This is a genomic window from Brevundimonas sp. UBA4553, assembly GCF_002387245.1.
Classification (GTDB): Bacteria; Pseudomonadota; Alphaproteobacteria; order Caulobacterales; family Caulobacteraceae; genus Brevundimonas.
This window is the reverse complement of sequence record NZ_DGLD01000010.1, coordinates 63,521-90,486: the sequence shown is the minus strand read 5'-3', so window position 1 is coordinate 90,486 and position 26,966 is coordinate 63,521. Positions and strand designations below refer to the sequence as shown.

The window sequence follows — 26,966 nt, the reverse complement described above, 5'->3', positions numbered from 1 at the left end:
TTTGTATTTTAGACTAGTCTGTGCGATATGGCGTTATCCGAAACAGGAGGGCGCCATGACGGCATCCGCATTCGATCAAAACGAGCGACTGCACGGCCTTGACGGCCTGCGGGGCGCGGCCCTGTTGCTGGGGGTGGTGCTGCACGCGACCCTGTCCTTTTTCCCGAGCCAGATCTGGATCGTGGGCGATGATCAGACCTCGGTCTGGGCCAGCGGCCTCTTCTTCGTCATCCACCTGTTTCGCATGGTCAGCTTCTTCCTGATCGCCGGCCTGTTCGGCCACATGATGCTGAAACGGCGCGGGGCGGTGGGCTTCCTCAAGAACCGGCTGGTCCGCATTGCTGCGCCTCTGGCGGTCTTCTGGGGGCCGGTGATGGCGGGGATCGTGGCGGTGCTGGTGTGGAACGCCTCGCTGCATGGCCTGACCGCGGCCGATGCGCCGCCGCCGCCGACCTATGACTGGACCAATATCCCGCTGACCCATCTGTGGTTTCTCTGGGTGCTGCTGTGGTTCTATGCGGCCCTGGTGATCGGGGGCGCTGTCGTCACGCGGCTGGACAGGGCGGGGCGTCTGGGGCGAGGGCTGGACCGATTGGCGGGCGGACTGGTCGGGCCGTTGGGGCCGCTGGTGCTGGGCGCGCCTTTGGCCCTGGCTCTGTGGTTCGAACCCAACTGGATCGCCTTCTTCGGCATTCCGACGCCGGATGCGGGACTGATCCCCGAGGCCTCGGCCCTGGTCGGTTTCGGGCTGGCCTTTGGCATGGGGGGGCTGCTGGACCGTCGCCGCGACCTGCTGGCGCGCATTGCAGCCTGGACGCCTGTCTATCTGGGGCTGGCGCTGGGAGCGGGGACGACGGCGCTGATGTTGTCGGGCGGGCCGACGCCGGTGCTGACGCCGATGACCGATCCCGCGGCCAAGGCCATGGCGGCGGCGGCCTTTGGCGTGGCCACCTATGCCTCGATGTTCGCCGTCGTCGGGCTGGCGCTGAGGTTCTGGTCGGGCCACAGCGCGGTGCGGCGCTATCTGGCCGACGCCTCCTACTGGATCTACATCGTTCACCTGCCGCTGGTGATGGCGGCGCAGGTGGTGGTGCAGGACTGGGCCCTGGCCTGGCCGGTCAAGCTGGCTATCGTCGTGGTCGGCGTCAGCGCCGTGTGCCTGGCCAGCTACGAGCTGATGGTCCGTCACGGCTTCATGGGGCGCTGGCTGAACGGGCGTCGCACGCCGTGGCGTCGGGCCCGCGTCAACGTCCCCGTCGCCGCCGAATAGCTTGCCAACCTTGGCGGCTGCGTCCATCCGAAGGGGGCAGCCGCGTCGCGCCAGGAATCACCCGATGACCGACAAGTCCCGCACGCCCGAAGCCGACCTCGCCTTCATGCGCTCCATCGTCGAGGGCGGCGGGCGACCGCCGATGACCCTGGCGATCTGCTATCTGGCGGGCGGGTTGCTGTATGGCCTGCAGTGCCTGTTCCATGTCGGGCAGGTGATCGGACTGATCCGCTGGCCCGATCTGGCCAATCTGGTGTTTGTGGTCGGGATCACCGTGGCCTTTCTGGCGATCCTGACCTGGGCCATCCTGACGGACCGCAAGGCCGGGCCGTCCAACCGGGGGCCGCTGGCGACGCGGGTGACGAACGCCGCCTTCAGCGCCACCGGCATGGCCAACGCCGCGGTGGTCATCGTCTTCGCCGTAGGGGCGATGCGGGATCAGGATTTCGCCGTCTGGCTCTATTACGCCGCCATCGTCTTCGCGCTGCAGGCGGCGGCCTGGTATGTGGCGTGGGTGCTGAAGAAAAAGGGTTGGATGCTGGCGGTGTCGCTGGGCGGATGGGTCACGGCGGTGGCGCTGGGTCTGCTGGTTCGCCAGCCGGTCGCCTATCTGGGCGTCTGTACCGTGGCGCTGTTCCTGCTGTTCGCCCTGCCGGGCTGGGTGATGTTCCGCGACGCCCGAGCGGGCGGGAAGGCCGGCTGACGCCATGGGTCTGGCGGACGATTTTGGACGGATCGACGAGGTTATCCACGGCCGCATGCGGCTGGGGATCATGGTCTATCTGGCCGATGTCGAGGCGGCGGACTTCACCGAGCTGAAGACGGTGCTGGAGGCGACCCAGGGCAACCTGTCGGTCCATCTGAAGAAGCTGGAAGAGGCGGGCTATGTCGCCATCAGCAAGAGCTTCGTGAACAACAAGCCCCTGACCCGCATCGCCATCACGCCCGAGGGGCGGGCGGCGTTTGCAGCCTATCTGGACGCCCTGGGCGGATTGATCGGGCGGAAGTAGCCGCCCTTCTCCCGGAAGGGGAGAAGGGGGTTACCAGCGCAGCAGCTTTCAGTGGGCGACAGCCGCGATGGGGTCTTCGTCCTCGATCAGGACGGCCGTCAGCTTGCGGGTCTCGCCTGCGGGGTCGGGCCAGGCGATGGACTCGCCTTCCTTGAGGCCGATCAGGCCGGCGCCGACGTGCGACAGGATGGAGACGCGGCCCGCGTCGATGTCGGCCTCGCGCGGCAGGACCAACTGGACACGACGGACCTCGGGGTGACGGTCGTCGGCGTAATGCAGCCAGCGGTTCAGACCGACCACGTCGCGGGGCATTTTGGCGTCGTCGCAGACCTCGGCGCGATCCAGCTCCTGTTGCAGCAGGCCGGCGGGGCCGGTTCCCGGCAGGTCGCCGACCAAGCGGTCCAGGGCGTCGAAGTCGGCGCGGCTGAGGAGGATGGCGGGCAGGGCCGGAGGGCGGCCGCGAGGCTTGGCGGTGGTCATGTCGGTTCTCGATGTGAAGGAAGGAAAAAGGGGTCAGGCGGCCGAGGGGCCGTCGTCGTCGTCCTCGCCGTCGTCGGCAGGCGACGCGGGATCGGGCGCGGGCGCTGTCAGGGGGCGTCGGCTCGGGAAGGGGATGATGTCGGCGCCGCGGTCGGGCGTGCGGGTATCGTCAGAAGGAAGGGTCATGGCAGGCGTGTTCACGGGCGCCGGTGCGGCGAACGCGATCCTGATGCGAGGAAACTGGGGAAAAAGCGAAGCGACGCGCCCCGTAGCGGACGACAGCAAGCTGGCCGCTACGGGTTAGATGCCTTCGACGCGGCGACCCGCGTGGGTGAGGCGTCGAGCCTGGCTGACGAAACGTTCCATAGTGGGTAGAGGCTGAGCCTCGGCGCGCGGAAAGTCAAACCGGCGCTCTGGGAGTTCTTGTCGCATGAACCTTCAATCCCTCGTGAAGCCGCCTCTGGTGATGGGCATCGTCAATGTGACGCCGGACAGCTTTTCCGACGGCGGCCGGCACGACACGCGCGAGGCGGCGCTGGCTCATGCGATGCGGCTGATCGCCGAGGGGGCGGACGTGCTGGACATCGGCGGCGAGAGCACGCGGCCGGGGGCGGCTCCGGTGAGCGAGGCGGCGGAGATCGCGCGGACTCTGCCGCTGATCGCGGCGATCCGGGCGCGCTGGGACGGGGTGATCAGCATCGACACCATGAAGCCCGGCGTGGCGCGGGCGGCCGTGCAGGCGGGCGCGACGATGTGGAACGACGTGACGGCGCTGACGCATGAAGCCGAGAGCCCGAAGACCGCCGCCGACCTGGGCTGCGAGGTGGTGCTGATGCACATGAAGGGCGAGCCCAGGACCATGCAGGACGATCCGCGCTATGACGACGTGGTCGGCGAGGTGGTCGCGCATCTGGCGGCGCGGGCCGAGGCGGCGATGGCGGCGGGGGTGGCGCGCGACAAGATCTGGCTGGACCCCGGCATCGGCTTCGCCAAGACGACGGCGCACAATCTGGCGCTGACGGCGCGGCTGCAGGTCCTGGTCGATCTGGGGTTTCCGGTGCTTTACGCCGCCAGCCGCAAGCGGACGATCCTGGGGGTCGATGAAGGCGCGGTCGAGGCCACGGATCGGCTAGGCGGCTCGCTGGCCCTGGTGCTGGAGGGGGCGCGGCGCGGGGCGCGGATGGTGCGGGTCCACGACGTGCGCGAAACCGTGCAGGCGCTGAAGCTGCAGGCGGCGGTGGCGAACGCCGGCTGACCTGCTCCAGTTTCAGCCGGGAGGAGGCGCTGAAGCGGTCGCTGGCTTCTGACGGTTGGTTCAGACCTCGGTCAGGCGATGCAGGTTGTCGAGGATCAGGGTCCAGCCCGCCGTGGTGCGCTCGGCGTAGTCCGCCCATTCGGGCGCCAGGACGTGGGTCAGGACAAGGCGACAGGCGTCGCCCGCAGCCTCGAACTCGACGGTGACGCGCGTCCTGTCGTCGGGGGCTTCGTCGACCCAGAAGTCGAAGACGATGCGATCAGGCCGGGCGATTTCGACGAAGCGGCCGAAGTGGTGGGCGAGGGCGTCGCCGCGTTTTTCGACGATGGTGAATTCGCCGCCGGGACGGGGATCGAAATCGGCGCGTTCCAACAGGCCGCCGGGGGTGCGGAAGAGCCACTGACCGGCGCGCGCCGGATCAAGGAAGGCGTCGAAGACCCGTTCGCGCGGGTGGCGAAAGACGCGTTCGACGCGGATGCCGACGGGCCCAGTCATGGGCGCGGCTCCCAGTTTTCGACGTGGTGATCGGGGTGCCGATCGACGACGAAACGGGGGTCCAAGCCATGCTCCAGCCAGATCTTGGCGCCGGCCAGGACCAGAGCGAAGCCGCCTGTGGAATCGAGAGCGGCGGCGAGGCCCTTTGCGTCATCCGGGAAGCCGCGGTTCTCGACCGTGACCCAGGTGTCGTCGCCGCGAGCGTCGAAGCGCCATTCGACCTCGGTGGGATCGGCGGCCAGGTCCCAGTCGATGAGAATGCGGCGGTTCGGCTCCAGCGCCTTGACCTGAACCGTGGTGGTTGCGCCGTACATGGCCCAGGTCCAGGTCACGCGAGCGCCGGGCGTCAGGGGCGCGTCGCTGTGGGTGAACCAGAAGCGGGCGGTGACGGCGGGATCGACGAAGGCGGCGAAAACCTCGGCCGCCGGGCGACGGATCAACATGCCGGCAGAGGCGGCGGGCGTGACGACGGTCATCGGGCGGCCTCCTGCGCATAGCTGTCGCGCAGGGCGGTCCACCGGGGCCAGCTCCACGGATGGGCGACGCCCTGGGCAGCCGCGTCCAGCCCCTCCATGTGATGGTGCCAGCCGGCCAGGGTGTTGGCGACGTTGCTTTCCCAGTCGCGGCCCATGCGGTGGATCAGGGTCAGATGCGTGCCGTCGCCGTCGGCCGACAGTCGCCAGCAGACGACCGAGTCGACGGCGCCGAAGGTGTGCTCGAACCGGGTGAAGGGCTGGAAGACCAGGACCTCGTTGGCCTGTTCGCGGACGCCGGGCGTGTCGGGGAATTTCTCGGTCGCCGGCTGACGGAAGTCGAGGCTCATGCGGCCGCCGGAGACCGGCTCGATCTCGGCCTCGGCCAGCCAGCATGCGAGGCCTTCGGGCGTGGTCAGGGCCGCCCAGACGCGCTCGGGTGAATGGCGCAGGCGACGTTCGAAGCGCACCTCCCAGCCGCCGTCGATCTCGGTCGCCCGGCCCAGCTCATGGGCCGGCGTCAGGGTGTCGGTCATTGCGGAAACTCCTTGTCGAGGTGGCGTTCAAGGGCGTCGAGACGATCAACCCAGAAGCGGCGATAGGGCTGCAGCCAGGCGTCCAGTTCGGCCAGGGGGGCGGGGTTGAGGCGATAGAGCCGGCGCTGGGCGTCCTTGCGGACCGTGACCAGACCCGCCTCACGCAGGACAGACAGGTGTTTCGACACGGTCGGCTGGCTGATGGGCAGGGCGTCGACGAAGTCCCCGGCGGGGCGTTCGCCCTCGGCCAGCATGGCGACGATGGCCATGCGGTGCGGTTCGGACAGGGCTTGCAGGGCGAGGTTCATGAGTATCGTCTATCAACAATATAGCTATATGTCTATATAAAGGACATTGCCTCAATCGGCGCCTTGGGTCATGCAGCCGTCATGTCCGGGCTTCTGTCTCTCAATCCGTGGTTGGTGCTCGTCGTGGCGGGCCTGTTCGAGGTCATGTGGGCTTCGGGGATCAAGTATGTGGGCGTGCAGCGGCCGCTGATCTCGCTGGGCGTGGTCGTCGCTCTGATCGCCAGCATGGTCGGACTGTGGATCGCCACGCAGAAGCTGCCGGTGGGCACGGCCTATGCGGTGTGGACCGGCATCGGCGCCGTGGGCGCGGCGGCGGTCGGGATCGTTGCTTATGGCGAGCCGGCGACGGCGGTGCGGGCGGTCTGCATCCTGCTGATCGTGGCGGGCATTGTCGGGCTGAAGCTGTTTTCGGGAGCGGCGGCGTGAGCGGGCGCAAGGGCAGGGTATTGATTCTCGCCGGATCGGATTCCGGCGGCGGCGCGGGCATCCAGGCCGACATCAAGGCGGTGACCATGCTGGGCGGGTTCGCCGCTACGGCGATCACCGCGATCACGGTCCAGAACACGCTCGGCGTTCACGGCGTCCATCCCTTGCCGCTCGACGTGATCGAGGCTCAGGCCAAGGCGGTGCTGGACGACATCGGCGCCGACGCGCTGAAGACCGGGATGCTGGGCTCGGTCGAGGTGGTCGAGGCGGTGGCGGGGCTGATCGACTACGCCGACGGCGTGCCGACGGTGGTGGACCCGGTGATGATCGCCAAGGGCGGCTCGCCCCTGCTGGAAGATCGCGCGGTCGAGGCGGTGCGGCGGCTGATGGTCCCTCGCGCGGCCCTGCTGACGCCCAATGCGCCAGAGGCCGAGGCCCTGACCGGGGTCGCGGTGGCCGATCTGGACGGACAGCGCCGGGCGGGCGAGGCCTTGCTGGAGATGGGCGCCCGGGCGGTGCTGATGAAGGGCGGTCACGTGCCGGGCGAGACGGTCATCGACCTGTTGATGACTCGTGACGGCGAGACGGTGCTGGAAAGTGAAAGGGTGGAGACGCGCCACACCCACGGCACCGGCTGCACCCTGGCCAGCGCCTGCGCCGCCGGGATCGCCAAGGGGCTGCCCCTGCAGACGGCGGTGGCCGAAGCCTGGGCCTATGTCGCCGAGGCTATCCGTCGCGCGCCGGGTTTGGGTCAGGGGCATGGACCGCTGGATCACGGCTGGCCGATCCGGAGATGACCCAGGGGCGGGCTTAACGGCCTGCTAAGAAGGGCGGGCCTAGCCGTGGGGGCTGGCCTGGCTCGGCGGATGTGCGCGCGAGCGGGCCGACTGGACCGACGAAATGCGTATCGCCACGATCACCAACTGGGCCTATGGCGCGACCGTCCTGCTGACGATCGTGTCGGGCGCGACCATGCTGATGGCCTCGCGAGCTGAGGAGGGCGAGCGCGCTGCGGTCCAGCAGAGGACGCGTTTCGACCATCTGACCGAAGCCCTGATCGAGGACACCTATCGGCTGACCGAGCAGGCGCGGTTGTTCACCATCAGCGGCGATCCCAGCCACCTGATCGTCTATCAGCGCGAGGCGGCGAACCTCGACAGCGTCGAGGCCAGCCTGGCCAAGCTTGAGGACGCGGGCGCGCAGCCGGCGGAGCTGAAGGCGCTGGAGGACGGCCTGCGCTGGGCCGACACCCTGCGCGAGGAGCAGGCCGCCGCCATCCAGGCCAAGCAGGCGGGGCAGGATCAGACGGCGCAGAAGATCATCTTCGGCCCGGAATACGAGCGCGAGCTGGAGCGGGTGTCCAACCTGATCGGGCGTTTCCGCTACATGCTGGACGAACGGACCCAGGATGCGGTCGAGCAGGCGGAGCGGGCGTCGCGGCTGTTCCGCCTGACGTCGGAGATCATGCTGGCGATCACCGCCCTGCTGTTCCTGTTCGTGCTCTATTTCATCTTCATGCGGCGCGTGCTGCGGCCCGTGGGACGGCTGAGCGACGTAGTGACGCGCCTGGCCGCGCAGGACTTCGCGGTCGAGCCGCCGGAATATTCGCGCATCGACGAGATCGGGGACATGACCCAGGCGATCCGCATCTTCCGCGAGAACGCGCTGGAGCGGCAAAGGCTGGAGGCCCTGCGCGACGCCGATCTGAACATGCGCGAACTGCTGGCGCGCATGACGCAGCGGCTGCAGGGCTGCGACGCCATAGACGACGTGATGAACGTGGTGCGGCTGTTCGCGCCTCAGATCGCCCCGGCCTTCGCCGGGCGGCTCTATGTTCACGACGAGGCCACGGGGACGATGACCTCGGCGTGCGAGTGGCGGTCGCCGCAGGGTTCGACCGCGCAGTTCCGCTTCACCGACTGCTGGGCGCTGCGACGGGGGCAGATGCACCGGCCCGACGGCGCCATGATCGACGTGCCGTGCGGTCATCTGCAGGCCGACCAGGCTGTAGGCTCCATCTGCATTCCGCTGATCGGGCAGGGCGAGACGATCGGCCTGATCTATTTCGAACAGGCGGCGGGGACAGAGGGACCGCTGTCGGAGAGTGAAGAGGTGTATCTGGTGCTGCTGGCCGAGCGGGTCGGCCTGGCGCTGGCCAATCTGCGGCTGCACGAGGCCTTGCGCGAACTGGCCCTGGTCGATCCGCTGACGGGCCTGTCGAACCGGCGTCAGCTGGACACCATGATGAAGCTGCACTTCGAGCACGCGGAGCAGAGCGGGCGGCCCGTAAGCTGCCTGCTGCTGGATGTGGACCATTTCAAGAAGTTCAACGACGATTTCGGCCATGACGCCGGCGATGCGGTGCTGCGCGCGGTAGGCGGCGTTCTGTCGAGCAGCGTGCGCGGCGAGGGCAACGCCTTCCGCTATGGCGGCGAGGAGTTTCTGCTGCTGATGCCGGGGATGGGCATGGAACAGGCGCGCGAACGCGCCGAGACGATCCGCCAGAAGATTTCGGCGCTGCAGCTGCAACATGAAGGACGGCCGCTGGGCCGGATCACCGCCTCCTTCGGGCTGTCGACCTATCCGGACCACGGCGGGGCCGGAAGCCTGGTGTCCGTGGCCGACGCGGCCCTGCTGCGCGCCAAGGCCGAAGGGCGCGATCGGATCGTCGTGGCGGCGGTGCGCGAGGCTGACGCGCCGGGTGTCCGTTAGGGCCGAATCGGCGTCAGACGACCTCATGACCCTGGAAAACCGACTGATCGAGATCGTCCGCGCCGACCCGGCGTTGATGCACGTGCTGACCGTGATGCGGGATCTGGACCTGCCGGACTGGCGGCTGTTTTCCGGCGCCGTCTATCAGGGCGTGTGGAACGACCGGACCGGGCGGCCGGTCGGCTATGGCATCAAGGACTACGACATCGGCTATTTCGACCCCGATGTGTCGTGGGACGCCGAGGACGTGATCATCAAGCGGGTGGCCGCCGCCTTCGAACCGCCGTTCCGCGATCTGGTCGAGGTGCGCAATCAAGCGCGGGTTCATCTGTGGTTCGAGAGCAAGTTCGGGGAGCCCTATGCGCCTCTGACCTGCACCGACGACGCCCCGGCCCAGTTCGTGGCGCCGGCCTTCGCCCTGGCCGTGCGGCTGGAGAAGGACGACGCCATCAGCGTGGCGGCGCCCTATGGGCTGGAGGACGTCTTCGACATGGTGATCCGGCCCAATCCTGTGCGAGGCCTGGCCAGGGGCTGGGACAAGGTGGTCGCCAGCGCACGGGGGCGGTGGCCGGAGCTTACGGTGGTCGATCCCGCATAGGGCAAAGGGCGCGACCCTTGCGGATCGCGCCCCTCGGTCGGGCCTCGGACAGGGAGGGATGAGGCCCGGTTCTCGGTCAGCCGTTAGTGGCGGCGGCCGTTGTAGTCGTTGCGCTCGTAGCGGACCTTGGACGACAGGCTGTCATAGCGACGGTCCAGGTCCTGGCGCTCCCAGCGGGTCAGGCCGCCGCGCATATAGCTGCGCTCCAGACGGACCAGGCTGTTCAGCTCGTCCTTCAGGCGCGAGGCCTCGCGGTAGCTGAGCTGGCGGTTGCGGACGCCCTGGTCGATACGGCGGTCCAGGTTGTGCTTGCGCTGGGAGATGGCGTTCCAGCCGTTGTAGTTCTGCTCATAGGACGGGCCGCGCGAGGGACCGTGGCGGTCATACGACTGGGCGGCGGCGGGCAGGGCGGCCGAGGCGACAGCGACGGCCAGGGCGGGGATCAGCAGCTTCTTCATGGTCTTGCTCCTTTGGATCGTCGCAACCGGGTGGGCTGCGTTGATCCCAAAAGACCACCCGGCGGCTGAGCCGCACCTGAACACCGCGTTTCAGACAGCGTTCATCTGCATGAGAAGTTCTTCATCTTCATGCTCATGAGCTCCGCAAGTCTCAAAAGAGCGACAGCGACGGAGAATCCGCGCGCATGCGTTCCTTGTCCGGATGAACGGCGGTAGACTATCCGTTCAGCCGCTGTTCAGAGGCCCCTGTCTAGAAGACGACCCATGATGCGTATTCGAGCCCTCCTGCTGGCCGGCCTGATCGCCCTCGTCCCCGTTGCGGACGCGGCGGCCCAGTCGCGCGGCCGTGACCGGGATCGCGATGAAGACCGCCGCGAGCAGCCCCGGACCTATCCGGGCCAGGGGCTGCGCGACGCGCCCCGCTCGGCCCCTCGCGCCGATCCTGGCGATGTCGCCCGACGGGTCCAGTCCAACCGTCCCGGCCGAATGCTGGGCGTGCGCGAGCGCGGCGGCGACTATGTGGTGCGCTGGGAGTATCCGGGCGGGCGCGTGTCGGACATACAGGTTGACGGCCAGTCCGGCCGGGTTCGCGGAGACGACTGAATGCGGGTGCTGCTTGTCGAGGACGACGTCGATCTGTCGCGCCAACTGAAGACCGCCCTGGGCGACGCCGGCTACGCCGTGGATCACGCGCCCGACGGCGAGGAGGCCTGGTTCCTGGGCGACACCGAGCCCTATGACGTGGTGGTTCTGGACCTGGGCCTGCCCAAGATCGACGGCGTCTCGGTGCTGGAGCGCTGGCGCCGCGAAGGCAAGACCACGCCGGTGCTGATCCTGACGGCGCGCGGCGCCTGGTCGGACAAGGTGGCGGGCTTCGACGCCGGGGCCGACGACTACCTGACCAAGCCCTTCCACACCGAGGAACTGCTGGCCCGTCTGCGCGCCCTGCTGCGCCGCTCGGCCGGTCATGCGGCGGCGACCCTGACCTGCGGCGGCCTGCGCCTGGACCCGCGTGCGGCGCGGGCGACGGTCAACGGCGAGCCGCTGCGGCTGACCAGTCTGGAATACCGGCTGCTGCACTACATGATGATGCATCAGGGCCGGGTCATCAGCCGCACTGAGCTGGTCGAGCACCTGTATGATCAGGACTTTGATCGCGACTCCAACACCATCGAGGTGTTTGTCGGACGCCTGCGCAAGAAGATCGGATCGGATCGAATCGAGACGGTGCGGGGTCTGGGCTATCGCCTGTCGCCGCTGGCCGGCGAGAGCGAAGCGGCCTGATTTCGGATGAGCGACGCCGGGGCGGCTGAGACGCCCGCCAAGCCTGACAGCAAGGAATGGGGCCGCTGGTTCGGCCGACCGGGCAAGTCGCTGACGCGGCGCCTGATCTGGCTGGCCTCGGCCTGGATCCTGGTGGCCCTGCTGGTGACGGGCGTGGTGCTGACCTCGGTGTTCCAGGAATCGGCGCTGCGGCGGCTGGGCAACATGCTGGGCGACACCATCGACGAGGCGGTGGTCGCCGCCAGCATCACGCCTGAAGGCGAGGTCTTTGTCGGCGAAATCCAGGATGCGCGCACCCAGCGCCTGCTGTCAGGCAAATACTGGATGGTGGCCGAGCCCACCGCCGAGGGACGCCTGCAGGTGCTGGCGCGCTCGGCCTCCCTGGGGCGGGCCGATCTGGAGCACGCGGACGACCTGGACGACCGGCTGAAGGCCGCTTTTGGCCAGACGATCAGCTATAACGCCGAGGACGGTCCCAAAGGCGAGCCGCTGCGCATCGCCGCCAGCATGAAGCAACTGCCCGGGCGGGCCGAGCCCGTGGTCTTCTTCGCCGGGGTCGACCGCTCCGACATCGACGCCGACACGCGCCAGTTCGCGACGGTGACCTGGGTGGCCATGCTGCTGCTGGGCGCCGGTCTGGTCTCGGCGGTCTTCATCCAGGTGCGGGTCGGCCTGCGTCCGCTGTTTGATCTGCGCAACGAGATTTCGGACGTCCGCAAGGGCCGCTCGCACCGGATCGAGCGCAACTATCCGCTGGAGATCCAGCCCCTGGCCGAACAGGTCAACCGGCTGCTGGCCCACAATCAGGAAACGGTCGAGCGTCAGCGCACCCACGTCGGCAACCTGGCCCATGCGCTGAAGACGCCGCTGGCGGTGATGCAGGCCGAGGCGGGGAGCCGCGACGGCGTCCTGCCTGACATGGTGCGCAAGCAGACCAGGGTCATGCAGGACCAGGTCGATCACCACCTGCGCCGCGCCCGCGCCGCCGCCCGCGCCGCCCACGGCCTGGGCGAACGCACCCCGGTGGCCGAGGTGCTGGACGAACTGGCCGTCATGCTGGAGCGCGTGTTCGAGACGAAGAACGTCGAGATCGACTGGCGCGCGCCCGACGACCTGGGCTTCCTGGGCGAGCGTCAGGACCTGCAGGAAATCTTCGGCAACCTGATCGAGAACGCCGCCAAGTGGTGCCGGCGCCGGGTGCGGATTTCGGCGGGCGTCTCCTTGCCCGGCCAGATGATCGTGGTGGTCGAGGACGATGGTCCTGGCCTGCCCGCCGAGCAGCGCGACGCCGCCCTGAAACGCGGCACCCGGATGGACGAGGACACGCCGGGCACCGGTCTGGGCCTGTCCATCGTCGAGGAACTGACCCGCGCCTACGGCGGCCGCGTCACCCTGGCCGACAGCGACATGGGCGGGCTGAAGGTCCTGCTGGAACTGCCGGCGGCCGAAGGCTGAGGGACGCCCGCGAACTATAGCCGCATCTCCGAAGTCGCGCTCCAGGCGTTCCTGTCCAACTGCCATTCAGGGAGCCAAGAATGATCGACTACAATGATGCCGTCTATGTCGAGTGGGACAAGGCGCTGGAGGGTCTGCGGGCCGCGCATGAGAACTACCGCAGGAAGCTTGACGACCCAGAAAAGGCGCAAGCTCGCGAGGTCCTTGCACGCGCACAAGCCGCCTATGAGAAAGCACTCGACCAGGTTGGCTGACGGCCTTTCGCAAGGCCTGTCAGCGAGATGTTTCAGGCTTGGCGCCTTCGCGGAAATCGGTTGCCGGAGCAGAGTGGAGGTCGGGCCTGTTGGCCGGTAGATGCAGAAACCCGCTCCGGGACACGATAGATATCGTCCCGGAGCGGGCCTGGTCGGACGGGAGAAGGTTGGGGGAACCGCCCGTCAACCTCCGCGCGGATCCGCCAGCGCGGCCATGGCCTTCTCGAGCGCCACGTGCATCGAGAGGGTGTCTGCAGCCTGCCTCGGCGGATACTTCTTCAGGCTCTCGAGGTGTTCGGCGATGAAGGGCGAGCCGGCGTTCGGGGCCCACAGCTTCGAGGCGAAGAACTTGCGCCCGATGTAGCCCCACTCCTCGCTCTCGGGATCCATCTTCTCCATGGGGTCCATGCGCAAATGGAAGAGGTAGGGGATGCTGGGGTAGGCCTTTTCGGTGAACCAGCTGCCGTTCTTCTTGACGCCGATGTGCATCTTCCAGTTGTTCACCCGGATCGCCATCAGGTCGGTCTCGTCGTAGTAGTAGTGCGCCGTGCGAGCCGATTTCTCGGACTTGCCGCTCCACATGTCGATCTGGTTGAAGCCGTCCAGATGGCAGGTGTATTTGACGCCGTTCATCGTGTGGCCGTTCAGGAGCTTTTCCTTGACGCCCGTGGCGCCGCCGGCCTCGGCCAGCGTCAGATAAAGGTCTTCGTGGTTCTGGATGCCGTTGGAGGCGCTGCCCGCGGGGATCACGCCGGGCCACTTGATCAGACAGGGCACGCGCACGCCGCCCTCCCAGGTCGTGCCCTTTTCGCCGCGGAACGGGGCGTAGCCGCCGTCGGGCCACAGCATCAGCTCATTGCCGTTGTCGGTCGAGTAGATGACGATGGTGTTGTCGTCGACGCCGAGTTCTTTCAGCTTGTCCAGCAGGGCGCCGACGTGTTCGTCGTGCTCCAGCATCTTGGCGCGGACCACGTCTTCCTCGGCCCGACCCTCGTCCACCGCCTGTTGCAGGTACTTCTTCTGCGGGTGGCTGAAGATGTGGATGGCCGTGGTGTTGAACCAGCAGAAGAAGGGCTTGTCGTCCTTGCCGGCGCGGTCGAGCCAGTCGAGCGTCTTGTCCAGCACCTCCTTGTCGAAGGTCTCCATCCGCTTGCGGGTCAGAAGGCCGGTGTTCTCGATCTTCTGCTTGCCGCGCTTGCCGAAGATGCCGTCGTCGGTTTCGTCGAATTCATCGGTCGCCCAGGCGTGGAGCACGCCGCGCGGGCCGAATTTCTTCTGATATTCAGGGTTCTTCTGGCCGGGATAGTCCAGCTCTTCAGGCTCTTCCTCGGCGTTCAGGTGGTAGAGGTTGCCGAACCATTCGTCGAAGCCGTGCGAGGTCGGCAGGAACTCGTTGCGGTCGCCCAGGTGGTTCTTGCCGAACTGGGCGGTGGCGTAGCCCTGATCCTTGAGGACCTCGGCCAGGGTGGGATCTTCCTTCTGGATGCCGCGCGCCGAGCCGGGGATGCCGATCGTCGTCATGCCCGTCCGCACGGGCATCTGGCCGGTGATGAAGGCGGCGCGTCCGGCGGTGCAACTGGGCTGGCCATAGTGATCCGTGAACAGGCAGCCGTCGCTCGCGATGCTGTCGATGTTCGGCGTCCTGCCCATCATGCCGTGGGTGTAGGCACCGACATTCCAGTAACCGATATCGTCACCCCAAATCACGAGGATGTTAGGTTTTCCCTTGGGCATTGGGTCAAGCTCCGGTTGAGGTTCGACTTGAGCTTAGATTCCGCCCTGTTCTCGATCACCGGGGGGAAACCCTAGGTCCGGCGGTCGAAGACCCGGACTACCGATCTCAGTGTCGTCAGCGCAGATGGATGGCGCGGGCGCGGCCGTTCTGTGGGCAGCGGCCAAAAGGCCCTGTTAACCCGAAGGGGCCACCCTCGGCCCCATGGCCGGGATTCGGATCGGCCGAAGGAGTGTGGATGGCGGACCTGTCGGTCGCGCAAAGGGCCGCCCTGGCCCAGCTGATCGCCGCTTGCCCGGATCATCTGCTGTCCCAGCTGGAAGCGCTGGCGGCGGCGATGACGGGGGATCGCGCGTGGGCGCTGCGCGACATGGTCGAGGCCGAGGGTCTGGACCGGCGCCGGCGGGATGCGGCCTTCGCGCCGCTGACGCCCCTGTTCCGGCCACGCGAGGACGGGCTGGAGGGCCTGGGCTTTCCGGCGGGCGCGCCGGCGCGGCTGTGGCGGTTGGCCACGCGCAATGAGCCAGAGCTGCTGCCGCAACTGGATCGCGACGACGAGCTGTCGCGGATGGTGGCTGACCGTCTGTGCCTGAGCGCAGCCTCGGCGGTGCGGGATAAGGGCGAAACCCTGTGGGCCGGCGCCGGCCCGGACGAATTGGCGGAACTGGCGGCCTGTTTCGATCTGGCGGGACTGGCGCGGCGCAGTCTGGCGTTTCTGGAGACCTGGCTGGGACGACCGGGGCCGGAGGCGACGGCGGAGTTGAAGCTGGCGTTGCGGCAGGCCGCCTCGATCGCGCCGGACGGAGCCGCGCGGCTGATGGAGATCTATTTCGCCCATCTGACGGACGCGCGGATGATGCTGCGGCTGGTGGCCCTGGCCACGCCCGCGGCCGGGCGCGAAACGGTGGTCAGCGAAAGCGAACTGGCGGTCTTCGTCGACCGGGTGGTGACGGCCCTGGCCCACCGCGCGGCGGAGGCGGCGGCCTTCGACCCGACGGCGCCGGGGGCGGACGCGGGGCTGCTGAAGGCCGACCTGGACTGGTGCGCCGAGACCCTGTCGGAGATCGACATGACCCTGCCGCTGCGAGCTGACAGCGCTTGGGGCAAGGCGGTGCGGCAGGCGCGGCTGAAGATCGCTCTGCGGCTGTCGGAACTGTTCAGCGCGGCGGAGAAGGCGACGGGCAAGGTCCTGCCGGTCGAGCGCACGGCCATGGCGGGACGGATGACGCGCCCGGCGCCGCGTCTGGACGAGGCGGTCGAGGCCCCCGCGGCGGAGAAGGCCAGGGCCCTGGCGGCGGTGATCGGCCTGGTGCGCGGTCCGGCCACGGTGTTCGGCTGCGAGGCCGAGCGGAGGCAGACGGCGGAGGGCCTGACCGGAAGGCTGGCGACCTGGGCCGACGAGGCGATCGAGCGGCTGAACGACGGCGAGGCGCCCGACGAGGGGACGGCCCGCAAGCGAATTGGCCTGACCGCCGAACTGCTGGGCCTGATCGGCGCCAAGGAGGCGGCGCGGACGGTGCGGCGACGTCTGGGCGTGGCGGGAACCATTCCCAGCGTTTTGACGCCCGGTGCGACCTCGCGAGCCTCGCGTCAGGTCGCCTGATCCGCTAGAGCGGCGGCATGACGATCTTCTGGATCATGACGGGACTGGCCACGGCCCTGGCCGGGCTGCTGGTGCTGGCCGGCGCGCGGCGCGGGGCGGACGCCGAAGTCGTGGTCGACCGCGACGCCGCCGGGCGAGAGCTGGCCGAGCTGGACCGACTGAAGACGCGCGGCCTGCTGGACGAGGCGGGCTGGACCGCTGCGCGGGCCGAGGCCGGGCGCCGGCTGCTGGCGGCCCGCCGCGATGCGCGCGCGCCCACGGTGGGCGCGAAGGATAGGGTCTGGGTTCTGGGCGGGATCGGCCTGACGGCGGTGGTCTCGCTGGCGCTCTATCTGGGGCTGGCGGCGCCGGGCATGGCGGATCAGGCCTATGAGACGCGGGTGCGCGACTGGGCCTCTTCGCCCGAGACGTTGGAACCGGCCCAGGCGGCGGCGGTGATCGGCCGCATCGTCAAGGATCGCCCTGATGATCACCAGGCCCTGACCATGCTGGGCGCGGCCCGGTTCGAGGCGGGCGACCCCATCGGGGCGGCCTCGGCCTTCCGTCGGGCGCTGGCGATCCAGCCGGACGACGCCCAGAGCTGGGCGCGGCTGGGCGAAAGCCTGGTGCGGGCCAATGAGGGCGCGGTCGGCGGCGACGCCGAGGCCGCCTTCGTCGAGGCGCTGAAGCACGACCCGGATCAACTGGGCGCGCGCTACTTCCTGGGCGAGGCGGCGCTGAAGCGCGGCGACCGGGCTGGCGCGGCGGCGGCCTGGGGACCGCTGATCGCGGCGCTGCAGCCGAACGATCCGCGCCGCGCCGAACTGCAACAAAGACTGGGCGGGGCCGGATGAGCCCGCGCTGCAACCCTTCCGTGATGTCCTGAGATGAGCTGGCTTCCCAAATCGCCCAAGGCGCGGCGGCGTCTGTGGATCGTGGCTGCGGCGGCGCCGGTGCTGGCGCTGGCGGTCGGCCTGTCGCTGTGGGCGATGAAGGACAACGTCACCTACTTCTTCTCGCCGTCCGAAGTGACCGAGGAGGCCGCGCCGGCGGGCCGGGTCATCCGTCTGGGCGGGCTGGTCGAGGCCGGTAGCGTGGTCAAGGGCGCGGACGGGACGGTGGTCTTCGTCGTCACCGACAACGCCGGGACGGCCAAGGTCAGCTATCACGGCGACCTGCCCGACCTGTTCCGCGAGGGGCAGGGGATCGTGGCGCAGGGGGCGTTTCGGCCCGACCGCGTGTTTGAAGCCAGTCAGGTGCTGGCCAAACACGACGAGACCTATATGCCGCGCGAAGTCGCCGACCGCCTGAAGGAAAAGGGCGAGTGGCGGCCGGAGACGGGCGAAGCCCCGCCGGCAACCGCGAGCCGCAGCCTGTGATCGTCGAACTGGGGGCGTTCGCCCTGATCCTGGCCCTGGTGCTGTCGGCGCTGACGACGGGGCTGGCGGCGGCGGGGCGGCTGAGGCTCAGCCCTGTGCTGGCGGGGGCGGGCGGCGGGGCGCTGATCGCCTCGGCGGCGGCGACGGCGCTGGCCTTCGCGGCCCTGATCTACGCCTTTGCGGTGTCGGACTTCTCCGTGTCGAACGTGGCGCTGAACAGCCACACCGACAAGCCCATGCTCTACAAGGTGGCCGCCGCCTGGGGCAGCCACGAGGGCTCGCTGGTGCTGTGGTGTCTGGTCATGACCGGCTTTGGCGGGGCGCTGGCCCTGGCGCGCGGTCTGCCGTTCGGGCTGAAGACCTCGAGCGTGGCGGTGCAGGGCGCGCTGTCGACCATGTTCCTGGCCTTCGCCGTCTTCACCTCCAATCCGTTTGCGCGGCTCGACCCGGCGCCGGTGCAGGGGGCGTCGCTGAATCCCTTGCTGCAGGACCCGGCGCTCGCCTTCCACCCGCCGCTGCTCTACGCGGGCTATGTCGGATTTTCAGTCTGTTTTTCGCTGGCGGTCGCGGCCCTGATCGAGAAGCGGGTCGATCCGGCCTGGGGGCGCTGGGTGCGGCCGTGGGCGCTGGCGTCGTGGGCCTTCTTGACGGTCGGCATCACCCTGGGGTCCTTCTGGGCCTACTACGAACTGGGCTGGGGCGGCTGGTGGTTCTGGGACCCGGTCGAGAATGCGTCCTTCATGCCGTGGCTGGCGGGCGCGGCCCTGCTGCACTCGGCCATCGTCACCGAGCGGCGCGGGGCGCTGGCGGGGTGGACGGTCTTCCTCGCCATCCTGGCCTTCACCTTCTCCATGCTGGGGGCCTTCCTGGTGCGCTCGGGCGTGCTGACGAGCGTTCACGCCTTCGCTGTGGACCCCGAGCGCGGGATGATGCTGCTGGCCATCCTGGGCGTGGCGGCCGGCGCGGCCTTCATCCTGTTCGCGTTCCGGGCGCCGGCGATCCGGTCTGGCGCGGCCTTTGCGCCGATCAGCCGTGAAGGCGCGCTGGTGCTGAACAATCTGTTCCTGACGGCGGCGGCGGCGACGGTGCTGCTGGGGACCCTCTATCCGCTGATCCTCGAGGGGATTTCAGGGGCGACCATCTCGGTGGGGCCGCCCTATTTCAACGCGACCTTTGTCCCTCTGCTGCTGGTGGCCTGTCTGATCCTGCCCGCCGGGCCCTTGCTGGCGTGGAAGCGCGGCGACCTGAAAGGGGCCTTGCAGCGGCTGTGGCTGGCGGCGGGTCTGGCGGTCCTGGCGGCGTTTGCGGCCTTCCTGCTGTTCGAGCCGAAGAAGGCGCTGGCGGCGGCGGGGCTGGGCGTCGGGGCCTGGCTGATTCTTGGCGCTCTGGCCGAGCTGGCGACGCGGACCAAGGCGTTCCGGGCGCCGCTGGGCGAGACCCTGCGTCGGGCCAGGGGCCTGCCGCTGGGAGCCTGGGGCATGACCCTGGCTCATGCGGGGCTGGGGGTCTTCATCCTGGGGGCCGTGGTCGAGACCAGCTTCAAGGCCGAGGCCGCAGCGGCGGTTCCTCTGGGCGGCGTGGTGGCGTCGGGGCCCTGGAAGGTTCGACTGGACGCCGTCGAGGTGATCGAGGGGCCGAACTATCTGGCCGAGCAGGGGCGGATGACCGTCATGCCGGTCGATGGGAAAGCGGTCGAGCGCATCGTCACCGCCGAGCGCCGCTTCTTCCCGGCGGGGGGCCAGACGACGACAGAGGTCGGGCTGGATTTCCGCGGGCTGGACGACGTCTATGTGGTCATGGGCGAGCGGGCGCGGTCCGAGGATGGGCGGCAGGCGTGGACGGTGCGGGTCTATTACAATCCCTGGGCGCGGCTGATCTTCCTCGGCCCGATGATCATGGCTCTGGGCGGCGTGCTGTCCTTGCTGGACCGGCGGCTGCGGGTCGGGGTGGGATCGCGCAAGAAGACCGTGGAGGCCGGGGCATGAGACGCCTTGCGGCCTTGGCGGGGGCGCTGAGCCTGATGGCGGGCGCGGCCCCGAGCATGGTTTTGGCTGAACCGCCCCCGGCGCCGGATCGACCCCTGCCGGACGCAGGCCAGGAGGCGCGGGCGCGGGCCCTGTTCGGCGACATCCGCTGCGTGGTCTGCCAGCACGAATCCATCGCCGACAGCCCGGCGGGCATCGCCGCCGACATGCGCCGCCTGGTCCGCGAAGAGATCGCGGCCGGCAAGAGCGACGCGGCGGTGCGCGCCGATCTGGTGCGGCGCTACGGCGACTACGTCCTGTTCCAGCCGCCGGTGCGGGCGGGGACCTGGCTGCTGTGGTTCGGACCGTTCGCCCTGGTGCTGGGGGCGGGGACGGTCTTCGTCTGGCGTTCGCGACGGAAACGGGCCGAGGCGCCGCCCCTGACGCCCGAGGAAGAACAGGCGCTGGCGCAACTGACCGCCGAACCTGACGAAAGCGAGAGCGTTTCGCCGCGATCCTGACGCAAGCGCGCCTCACGGCGAACGCGGATCAGGACCAACCATCGCGAGGGCGTGCATTGGCTTTGGCCATAAGCCCCTATATCCATGGGCGAACGGAGCTTTTGGAGCTCCGGCTTTCAGGACTGCAAGGACGACGATGCTGAAGCGCAAGGAGTTCATTCTGGGGGCCGCGGTCGGCCTGACCTTCGCCGCCGCCGCGACGGCGGGCGGGGTCATCAGCTGGCCGGGCGCGCACGCCGCGCCTGCGGCGCAGGCCGTCGGACAGCTGGTTCCCTCGGCCGGGGCGGCGGGTCTGGCCTTTGCGCCTCCGCAGGGCGCGCCGCTGAGCTTCGCCGACATCTTCCAGCAGGTCGCGCCCGCCGTGGTGCAGATCGACGTCAAGACGCGGGTCCAGCGCCCGGCCGGCGTGCTGCAGATTCCCGGCTTCGGCGCCGTGCCCATCCCCGGCCAGCCGCGCGGCGGCGGCTCGGGTGAAGAGGGCGAGGACGACAACTCGACCACGGCCCTGGGCACGGGATCCGGTTTCTTCATCTCGGCCGACGGCTTCATCGTCACCAACAACCATGTCGTCGAGAACGCCGAGGAGATCAACGTCAAGCTGAGCGACGGTCGTGAGCTGAAGGCGCGTCTGATCGGTCGCGATCCCCTGACCGATCTGGCGGTGATCAAGGTGGAAGGTTCGACCTTCCCCTTCGTCTCGTTCGAGGACAAGGCCGAGCCGCGTGTCGGCGACTGGGTCATCGCGGTCGGCAACCCCTTCGGTCTGGGCGGCACCGCCACGGCGGGCATCGTTTCGGCCAAGGCGCGCGATATCGGCGGTAACGAAAACCCCTATACCGACTTCATCCAGATCGACGCGGCGATCAACCGGGGCAACTCGGGCGGGCCGACCTTTGACATCTATGGTCGGGTGATCGGCGTGAACACGGCGATCTTCTCGCCCACCGGCGGATCGGTCGGCATCGGCTTCGCCATCCCGGCCGGAATCGCCAAGGAGACGACGGATCGGCTGATGCGCGGCGAGAAGATCGAGCGCGGCTATCTGGGCGTGACGATCGGCAATCTGACCAACGAATACCGCGAGAGCCTGGGCCTGCCCGAGAACACCAAGGGCGCCTACATCACCGACGTGACGGCCGGCGCGCCGGGCGATCAGGGCGGTCTGCAGGCGGGCGACGTGGTCGTCAGCCTGAACGGGCGCCCCATCGAGGGCAGCAATGAGCTGACGCGCGCGGTCGGAGCGGTCCAGCCAGGCGAAACCCTGCGTCTGGAACTGCTGCGTGAAGGTCGTCGCCAGACGATCACCCTGCGCGCAGGCACCCGCCCGGCCAATCTCGGCGCGGCGGAGGTCGAAGGCGGCGACGAGGCGACGCCGGACGCCCCGGCCGCCGTGGCGGGGGAAAAGGTCGAAGGTCTGACGGTGGCGCCGATCAGCGCCGCCCTGCGCAGTCGCTATGACCTGCCTGAGAGCGCGCGTGGCGTGGTGGTGACGGCGGTGGAGGCTCGCTCCGAGGCTGGCCGCCTGCGTTTCCAGCCGGGGATGGTGATCGTGCAGGCCAACGGCCGCAACCTGACCTCGGTCAAGGATCTGCGGGATGCGGTCGAGGCGGTGCGAGCGGCGCGGCGGCCCGGAGTGTTGCTGCTGGTGCGAACCCCCGGCGGCAATGCACCGATCGTCTTGCCCTTCGCCAAGTCTGAATAAGGCGTAACTCACGAGATCGGCGGCGATGCGCTAACATCGCCGCCGAATCTTTTTCTGGAGGGGCCCATGCGTATTCTGGTGGTCGAGGACGATGCCGAGGCGGCGACCGCGATGGTGCGAGGCCTGAGCGAGGCCGGGCACGAGGTGACGCACGCCGTGGACGGCGCCTTCGGCCTGCTTGAGTCGCAGAAGGGCGGCTACGACGTCTATGTCGTGGACCGCATGATGCCGCGTCTGGACGGCGTCGGCATGGTCGAGACGGTGCGCAAGGGCGGCGATCAGACGCCGGTCCTGTTCCTGTCGGCGCTCGGCGAAGTCGAGGACCGGGTGACGGGCCTGAAGGCCGGCGCCGACGACTACCTTGTGAAACCCTACGCCTTCGCCGAGCTGATCGCGCGGGTCGAGGCCCTGGCCCGTCGTCGCGAGACGGGCGGAGTGCAGACCGTGCTCAAGGTCGGCGACTTGGAGATGAACCTGATCGGCCGCACCGTGCATCGCGGAACGACCGAGATCGACCTGCAGCCGCGCGAGTTCCAGCTGCTGGAGTTCCTGATGCGCCACGCTGGCCAGTCGGTGACGCGCACCATGCTGCTCGAGAAGGTGTGGGAATACCACTTCGACCCCCAGACCAACGTCATCGACGTCCACATCAGCCGCCTGCGCTCCAAGATCGACAAGGGCTTCGACAAGGCCATGCTGCAGACCGTGCGCGGCGCGGGATATCGGCTGGAGGCGTAAGCCTCTGGCTGCGCGCCTGACGTGAAACTCCCCTCTCTCTTCCGGCGGACGCCGTTTCGGCTGACGCTGCTGTTTCTGGCGCTGTTCGTGGCCACGGCCAGCGCTGTGCTGGCCTATGTCTATGTCGCTTCGGCGTCCGAGGCGCGGGCGCGGGCCGAGGCGGGGGTGCGCAACGAGGTCGAGGCTCTGACGGCGGTCTATCGCACGCGGGGCGTCAACGCCCTGAACCAGGCGCTGGTGGACCGGACGCTGCGGGGCGGCTCCTATCTCTATCTGCTGATGGACAAGGATCGGCAGACGATCACCGGCAATATCTCGACCTCGCCGCTGGAGCCAGGCGAGGCGGTGCAGGGCGGGCGCTGGGACGACTTCCGACTGACCGACACCGACGAGGAGGGGCGCGTGCGCAAGCGCCAGGCCATCGGCGTGGAGATGCCCCTGTCGGGGGGCGAGCAGTTGTTCGTCGGCGAGGACATCGGCGACATCGAAGCCTATCTGGCGCGGCTGACCCAGGCCCTGTGGGGAGCCATGATCATGGTCCTGGTGCTGGGCGTGGGCGGCGGGCTGTGGATCAGCCGAGGCGTGGAGCGGGCCATGGGCGGGCTGAACCGCGTGGTCACGGCGGTGCAGGAGGGCGATCTGAAGGCGCGGGCGCCGATCCGCCATTCCGGCGACGAACTGGACGAACTGGGCCAGGGGCTGAACACCATGCTGGATCGGCTGGAGGCTTCTATGGCCTCGATCCGCCACGCGGGGGACGCCATCGCCCACGACCTGCGCTCGCCGCTGACGCGGATGCGGGCCAAGCTGGAGGTGGCGTTGATCGACGCCGAAGCGGGCAAGGTGTCCGGCGTGGACGCGCTCGGCGTCGCCCTGGACGAGGCCGACCTGTTGCTGAAGACCTTCAACACGGTTCTGGCCATCGCCCGGCTGCAGGCGGGCGGGGCGCCCGATCCCAAGGTGTTCGACGCCGCCGAGCTGGCGACAGACATGGCCGAGCTTTACGAACCGTCGGGCGAGGACAAGGGATTGGAGTTCTCGGCCGAGATCGAGAGAGGGTTGATGGTCGAGGGCAACCAGCCCTTCCTGGCCCAGGCCCTGGCCAACATCATCGACAACGCCATCAAATACACCCCTGAGGGCGGGGCGGTGAAGTTCCGAGCGCGGCGGCGCTCGTCGGGCGAGATCGAGTTTTCGGTCACCGACACCGGGCCGGGCGTGCCGGACAAGGACCGCGAGCGGGTGCTGCAACGCTTCGTGCGGCTGGACAACAGCCGCACCGAGCCGGGCTCGGGCCTGGGTCTGTCGCTGGTGACGGCGGTGGCCGAGGCGCACGGCGGCCGGGTGCAACTGGATGAAGGGCCGGGTGCCTATGGCGGGCAGGGGCCGGGTCTGCGGGTGGCGCTGGTCCTGCCGCCGGCGAGCGGGGCGGCCTGATGAACGGGGCGCTGGGCGCGCAGTTGAGGCCATGCGGGCCCTTGCGCGACGTCGAAGCCGCCCGGCGTATCCACGAGCGGCTGGCGGAGGCGGCGGACGAGTACGGCTGGCGCGCGACGCTGGTTGGAGCCTGGGAGGCGCTGGAGCCGGTGTTTGCGGCCTCGCCCTATCTGGCCGGACTGGCGCGGCGCTGGCCCGAACGGCTGCGGCAGATCCTGGAAACGTCGCCCGAGACGCGGCTGGCCGAGATTCTGACCGCGACCCAAGCCATCGATGGACCGGCGGATGAGGCCAGGGCGCCGTTGCGCTGGCTGAAGGCTGAACTGCATCTGCTGACCGCCCTGTGCGATCTCGGCGGGGTCTGGGACCTGGACGCGGTGACGGGCGCTCTGTCGCGGTTCGCGGACGCCACGACCCAGGCGGCCCTGCGGTGTCTGGCGCATGACCAGCGGCGGCGCGGCAAGCTGACCTCGACGGCGGACGATCCGCGCGGTCCGGTCCCTGGCCTGTTCGTCCTGGCCATGGGCAAGGGCGGGGCGTTCGAACTGAACTATTCGTCGGATATCGATCTGTCGCTCTTCTTCGAGCCGGAGACGCTGGAGAGCGCCTTGGGCGAGGGGGTGGAGGCGCAGGGTTTCGTCAATCGGCTGGCCCAGGGTCTGGCGACCCTGCTGAGCGAACGGACGGCGGACGGCTATGTCTTCCGGGTCGATCTGCGGTTGCGGCCCGATCCGTCCTCGACTCCGCCGGTGGTCGCGGCGCCCATGGCGCTGGCCTATTACGAATCCGTGGGTCAGAACTGGGAGCGGGCGGCCTTCATCAAGGCGCGGGTCTGCGCCGGGGATGCGGCCGAGGGCGCGGAATTCCTGAAGGCCCTGATCCCCTTCGTCTGGCGTCGCAGTCTGGACTATCAGGCGGTGCTCGACATCCAGTCGATCAAGAAGCAAATCCACGTCCACAAGACCGGCGAGGGGCTGGAGGCCGCGGGCGCCAATCTGAAGCTGGGCCGTGGCGGCATTCGCGAGATTGAATTCTACGTCCAGACCCAGCAGTTGATCCTGGGCGGACGCGATCCGGGCCTGCGCTCGTCGCGGACGTTGGAGGCGCTGGGCGCCCTGACCGAGCGCGGCCATGTGGCGGTCGAAGCGCGCGACGAATTGGCCGCCGCCTATGTCGAGCTGCGCGGTCTGGAACACCGGGTGCAGATGCTGGCCGACGAGCAGAGCCACGTCCTGCCGGTCGATCCCGAGCGCCGGGCCGATGTCGCGGCGCTGGCGGGAGAAGGGGACCTGTCTGCGTTCGATGCGGCGGTCGAGGCCCTGCTGGTCGGGGTCAACCAGCGCTATGGCGAATTGTTCGAGGGGGGCGAGGAGCTGTCGTCGCCCTATGGCAGTCTGGTCTTCACCGGCGTCGAGAACGATCCGGGCACGCTGGAGACCCTGAAGCGGATGGGCTTCTCCGAGCCGGCGACCGTGTCGGACACGATCCGCAGCTGGCACCACGGCCGCATTCCGGCGACGCGGACGGCGCGGGGACGCGAGCTGTTCACGCGACTGGCCCCGCAACTGCTGACGGCGGTGGCGAAGACGGGGGCGCCGGACGCGGCCTTCCGGCGGTTCGCCGTGTTCTTTTCCGGGCTGAGCGCCGGAGTTCAGGTGCAGGCCCTGTTCCTGAACCAGCCGGGGCTGTTCGACCTGGTGGTCGGGGTCATGGCCTTTGCGCCGCGTCTGGCGCGCGCCCTGGGGCGGCAGCCGCAGGCGCTGGACGGGGTGCTGGATGCCCGCTTCCTGACGGCGCTGGGCACCGATACGGGTCTGGCCGATCAGGTGGTGCGCGAGGCGCAGGAAGCCGGTGACTTCGAAGGGGCCATGAACGCCGTGCGCCGCCTGCATCGCGAGCAGGTGTTCCGCATCGGCATGCATGTCGTCACCGGCCGGACCACAGCCGAGCAGGCCGGGTTGACCAACACCTCGCTGGCCGACGCCTGCATGCGGGGGTTGGCGCCGGCGGCCCTGGCCGAGGCCGAGCGGATGGGGGGTGCGTTCGAGGGGGCGGTCGCCGTGGTCGCCCTGGGCAAGGCCGGGTCGCGCGAGATGACGGCGGGGTCGGATCTGGATCTGATGACGGTTTACGCCGCGGCGCCCGAGGCCGCCTCGGCGGGCAAGGGCTGGAGCGCGGACCTTTTCTACGGGCGCTTCACCCAGAGGTTGATCGCCGCCCTGTCGGCCCACACCGCCGAGGGCGGGCTGTACGAGGTGGACATGCGGCTGCGGCCGACCGGGTCCAAGGGGCCGGTGTCGGTGCGGCTGGAGGCGCTGGAGGAATATTACGCCACGGAGGCCGAGACCTGGGAGTTCATGGCCCTGACGCGCGGGCGGCTGGTCTGGGCCAGCGACGCGGCCTTCGGCGCGCGGGTCGAGGCGACGCTGGAGGCGGCGCTGCGGCGACCGCGACCGGGCGTGGACGTGGCGCGCGACGTGCGGGCCATGCGCGACCTGATGGATCGCGAGCGGCGGCCGAAGGGGTTCTGGGACCTGAAGCTGTCGGCGGGGGCGCAGGTGGACGCCGAGTTTGTCGCCCAGTATCGCCAGCTGTGCGCGGCGGCGGCGGGCGAGGCGCTGACCGTTTCGACGCTGGAGGCGCTGAAGGCGGACTCCGTCCTGGCCGAGACCTGGCGGACGCATCAGCAGCTGGGGCAACTGATGGCCTGCGCCTTTGACGGACGCGGCGACCCCGACGCGGAGCCGGCGGGCTTCCAGCGGCGGCTGGCGGCGACGGTGGGGGCGTCGGACTTCGAGACCCTGAAGGCGCGGTTGACCGACTTGCGCCAAAGGGCGCGGCGGGCCTTTGAAGACGCGCTGCCGGGCGGTCTGGATTCTCCTCGCGACGGAAACTGA

The 26,966-nt window shown here is 69.1% G+C and carries 29 protein-coding genes; 21 read left to right on the top strand and 8 right to left on the bottom strand.

Annotation, left to right across the window (positions count from 1 at the left end):
- Positions 1 to 55: 55 nt before the first annotated feature.
- From B4A39_RS06375 to B4A39_RS06365, 3 genes are all read left to right on the top strand, one after another.
- On the top strand, positions 56 to 1,270 hold the full coding sequence (locus B4A39_RS06375; RefSeq protein WP_292034481.1) for an acyltransferase family protein: 1,215 nt from the start codon (positions 56 to 58) through the stop codon (positions 1,268 to 1,270).
- A gap of 64 nt (positions 1,271 to 1,334) precedes the next feature.
- Positions 1,335 to 1,973 carry a hypothetical protein gene (locus B4A39_RS06370; RefSeq protein WP_292034479.1) on the top strand — a complete coding sequence of 213 codons (639 nt, stop codon included), beginning with the start codon at positions 1,335 to 1,337 and terminating at the stop codon, positions 1,971 to 1,973.
- Positions 1,974 to 1,977: 4 nt separating this feature from the next.
- On the top strand, positions 1,978 to 2,280 hold the full coding sequence (locus tag B4A39_RS06365; RefSeq protein WP_292034477.1) for a winged helix-turn-helix domain-containing protein: 303 nt from the start codon (positions 1,978 to 1,980) through the stop codon (positions 2,278 to 2,280).
- A 48-nt stretch (positions 2,281 to 2,328) separates the two neighbouring features.
- Here the strand turns inward: B4A39_RS06365 and B4A39_RS06360 are convergent, their stop codons facing one another.
- Both B4A39_RS06360 and B4A39_RS06355 read right to left on the bottom strand, forming a co-directional pair.
- Positions 2,329 to 2,760 (bottom strand): GreA/GreB family elongation factor, encoded by a 432-nt coding sequence (locus B4A39_RS06360; RefSeq protein ID WP_292034475.1) that lies wholly within the window; start codon positions 2,758 to 2,760, stop codon positions 2,329 to 2,331.
- Between the two features lie 33 nt (positions 2,761 to 2,793).
- On the bottom strand, positions 2,794 to 2,946 hold the full coding sequence (locus tag B4A39_RS06355; protein ID WP_292034473.1) for a hypothetical protein: 153 nt from the start codon (positions 2,944 to 2,946) through the stop codon (positions 2,794 to 2,796).
- A gap of 244 nt (positions 2,947 to 3,190) precedes the next feature.
- Here B4A39_RS06355 and folP point away from each other — a divergent pair, with 244 nt between their 5' ends.
- On the top strand, positions 3,191 to 4,015 hold the full coding sequence (folP, locus tag B4A39_RS06350; protein WP_292034472.1) for a dihydropteroate synthase: 825 nt from the start codon (positions 3,191 to 3,193) through the stop codon (positions 4,013 to 4,015).
- Between the two features lie 60 nt (positions 4,016 to 4,075).
- Here folP and B4A39_RS06345 read toward each other — a convergent pair whose 3' ends face one another.
- Genes B4A39_RS06345 through B4A39_RS06330 form a run of 4 tightly spaced genes read right to left on the bottom strand, consistent with a single transcriptional unit; the run spans position 4,076 to position 5,827 of the window.
- Positions 4,076 to 4,510, bottom strand: coding sequence for an SRPBCC family protein (locus tag B4A39_RS06345; protein ID WP_292034470.1), 435 nt, complete (start codon positions 4,508 to 4,510; stop codon positions 4,076 to 4,078).
- Positions 4,507 to 4,986 (bottom strand): SRPBCC family protein, encoded by a 480-nt coding sequence (locus B4A39_RS06340; protein ID WP_292034468.1) that lies wholly within the window; start codon positions 4,984 to 4,986, stop codon positions 4,507 to 4,509. The genes B4A39_RS06345 and B4A39_RS06340 overlap by 4 nt, the downstream gene beginning before the upstream one ends.
- Entirely contained in the window at positions 4,983 to 5,519 is a 537-nt protein-coding gene (locus B4A39_RS06335; RefSeq protein WP_292034465.1) for an SRPBCC family protein, read from the bottom strand. Before B4A39_RS06335 ends, B4A39_RS06340 begins: the two co-directional genes overlap by 4 nt.
- On the bottom strand, positions 5,516 to 5,827 hold the full coding sequence (locus B4A39_RS06330; RefSeq protein WP_292034463.1) for an ArsR/SmtB family transcription factor: 312 nt from the start codon (positions 5,825 to 5,827) through the stop codon (positions 5,516 to 5,518). The genes B4A39_RS06335 and B4A39_RS06330 overlap by 4 nt, the downstream gene beginning before the upstream one ends.
- Positions 5,828 to 5,908: 81 nt before the next feature.
- On the opposite strand from B4A39_RS06330, the gene B4A39_RS06325 reads away from it, so the two are divergent.
- The 4 genes from B4A39_RS06325 to B4A39_RS06310 all read left to right on the top strand — a co-directional run bounded on the left by B4A39_RS06325 (position 5,909) and on the right by B4A39_RS06310 (position 9,563).
- Positions 5,909 to 6,253, top strand: coding sequence for a DMT family transporter (locus B4A39_RS06325; protein WP_292034461.1), 345 nt, complete (start codon positions 5,909 to 5,911; stop codon positions 6,251 to 6,253).
- Positions 6,250 to 7,050: a bifunctional hydroxymethylpyrimidine kinase/phosphomethylpyrimidine kinase gene (gene thiD / locus B4A39_RS06320; protein ID WP_292034459.1), complete on the top strand. Its 801-nt coding sequence runs from the start codon at positions 6,250 to 6,252 to the stop codon at positions 7,048 to 7,050. Before B4A39_RS06325 ends, thiD begins: the two co-directional genes overlap by 4 nt.
- Before the next feature lie 103 nt (positions 7,051 to 7,153).
- Entirely contained in the window at positions 7,154 to 8,965 is a 1,812-nt protein-coding gene (locus B4A39_RS06315) for a sensor domain-containing diguanylate cyclase (protein ID WP_292034457.1), read from the top strand.
- 25 nt (positions 8,966 to 8,990) lie between these two features.
- Complete coding sequence (locus B4A39_RS06310) at positions 8,991 to 9,563, top strand: nucleotidyltransferase family protein (RefSeq protein WP_292034456.1); 573 nt, start codon at positions 8,991 to 8,993, stop codon at positions 9,561 to 9,563.
- 83 nt (positions 9,564 to 9,646) lie between these two features.
- Here B4A39_RS06310 and B4A39_RS06305 read toward each other — a convergent pair whose 3' ends face one another.
- On the bottom strand, positions 9,647 to 10,021 hold the full coding sequence (locus tag B4A39_RS06305) for a hypothetical protein (RefSeq protein WP_292034455.1): 375 nt from the start codon (positions 10,019 to 10,021) through the stop codon (positions 9,647 to 9,649).
- A 264-nt stretch (positions 10,022 to 10,285) separates the two neighbouring features.
- On the opposite strand from B4A39_RS06305, the gene B4A39_RS06300 reads away from it, so the two are divergent.
- From B4A39_RS06300 to B4A39_RS06285, 4 genes are all read left to right on the top strand, one after another.
- Positions 10,286 to 10,624 carry a hypothetical protein gene (locus B4A39_RS06300; protein WP_292034454.1) on the top strand — a complete coding sequence of 113 codons (339 nt, stop codon included), beginning with the start codon at positions 10,286 to 10,288 and terminating at the stop codon, positions 10,622 to 10,624.
- Positions 10,625 to 11,305 (top strand): response regulator transcription factor, encoded by a 681-nt coding sequence (locus B4A39_RS06295; protein WP_292034452.1) that lies wholly within the window; start codon positions 10,625 to 10,627, stop codon positions 11,303 to 11,305.
- Positions 11,306 to 11,311: 6 nt separating this feature from the next.
- Positions 11,312 to 12,760, top strand: a complete 1,449-nt coding sequence (locus tag B4A39_RS06290) for an ATP-binding protein (protein WP_292034450.1) — start codon at positions 11,312 to 11,314, stop codon at positions 12,758 to 12,760.
- An 80-nt stretch (positions 12,761 to 12,840) separates the two neighbouring features.
- On the top strand, positions 12,841 to 13,014 hold the full coding sequence (locus B4A39_RS06285) for a hypothetical protein (protein WP_292034447.1): 174 nt from the start codon (positions 12,841 to 12,843) through the stop codon (positions 13,012 to 13,014).
- A 183-nt stretch (positions 13,015 to 13,197) separates the two neighbouring features.
- Here the strand turns inward: B4A39_RS06285 and B4A39_RS06280 are convergent, their stop codons facing one another.
- Positions 13,198 to 14,721, bottom strand: a complete 1,524-nt coding sequence (locus B4A39_RS06280; protein ID WP_292034446.1) for an arylsulfatase — start codon at positions 14,719 to 14,721, stop codon at positions 13,198 to 13,200.
- A gap of 263 nt (positions 14,722 to 14,984) precedes the next feature.
- Here B4A39_RS06280 and B4A39_RS06275 point away from each other — a divergent pair, with 263 nt between their 5' ends.
- The 9 genes from B4A39_RS06275 to B4A39_RS06235 all read left to right on the top strand — a co-directional run bounded on the left by B4A39_RS06275 (position 14,985) and on the right by B4A39_RS06235 (position 26,966).
- Positions 14,985 to 16,349 (top strand): hypothetical protein, encoded by a 1,365-nt coding sequence (locus B4A39_RS06275; protein WP_292034444.1) that lies wholly within the window; start codon positions 14,985 to 14,987, stop codon positions 16,347 to 16,349.
- A 17-nt stretch (positions 16,350 to 16,366) separates the two neighbouring features.
- Positions 16,367 to 17,182 (top strand): c-type cytochrome biogenesis protein CcmI, encoded by an 816-nt coding sequence (ccmI, locus tag B4A39_RS06270; RefSeq protein WP_292034443.1) that lies wholly within the window; start codon positions 16,367 to 16,369, stop codon positions 17,180 to 17,182.
- Positions 17,183 to 17,215: 33 nt separating this feature from the next.
- Positions 17,216 to 17,707, top strand: coding sequence for a cytochrome c maturation protein CcmE (gene ccmE / locus B4A39_RS06265; protein ID WP_292034440.1), 492 nt, complete (start codon positions 17,216 to 17,218; stop codon positions 17,705 to 17,707).
- On the top strand, positions 17,704 to 19,692 hold the full coding sequence (locus B4A39_RS06260) for a heme lyase CcmF/NrfE family subunit (RefSeq protein WP_292034723.1): 1,989 nt from the start codon (positions 17,704 to 17,706) through the stop codon (positions 19,690 to 19,692). Before ccmE ends, B4A39_RS06260 begins: the two co-directional genes overlap by 4 nt.
- Positions 19,689 to 20,192, top strand: a complete 504-nt coding sequence (locus B4A39_RS06255) for a cytochrome c-type biogenesis protein (RefSeq protein ID WP_292034438.1) — start codon at positions 19,689 to 19,691, stop codon at positions 20,190 to 20,192. Before B4A39_RS06260 ends, B4A39_RS06255 begins: the two co-directional genes overlap by 4 nt.
- Before the next feature lie 136 nt (positions 20,193 to 20,328).
- Positions 20,329 to 21,894, top strand: coding sequence for a Do family serine endopeptidase (locus B4A39_RS06250; protein WP_292034437.1), 1,566 nt, complete (start codon positions 20,329 to 20,331; stop codon positions 21,892 to 21,894).
- A 66-nt stretch (positions 21,895 to 21,960) separates the two neighbouring features.
- Positions 21,961 to 22,632, top strand: coding sequence for a response regulator transcription factor (locus B4A39_RS06245; RefSeq protein ID WP_248117903.1), 672 nt, complete (start codon positions 21,961 to 21,963; stop codon positions 22,630 to 22,632).
- A 21-nt stretch (positions 22,633 to 22,653) separates the two neighbouring features.
- Positions 22,654 to 24,069 carry a sensor histidine kinase gene (locus B4A39_RS06240; protein WP_292034435.1) on the top strand — a complete coding sequence of 472 codons (1,416 nt, stop codon included), beginning with the start codon at positions 22,654 to 22,656 and terminating at the stop codon, positions 24,067 to 24,069.
- Positions 24,069 to 26,966, top strand: a complete 2,898-nt coding sequence (locus tag B4A39_RS06235) for a bifunctional [glutamine synthetase] adenylyltransferase/[glutamine synthetase]-adenylyl-L-tyrosine phosphorylase (protein WP_292034434.1) — start codon at positions 24,069 to 24,071, stop codon at positions 26,964 to 26,966. The genes B4A39_RS06240 and B4A39_RS06235 overlap by 1 nt, the downstream gene beginning before the upstream one ends.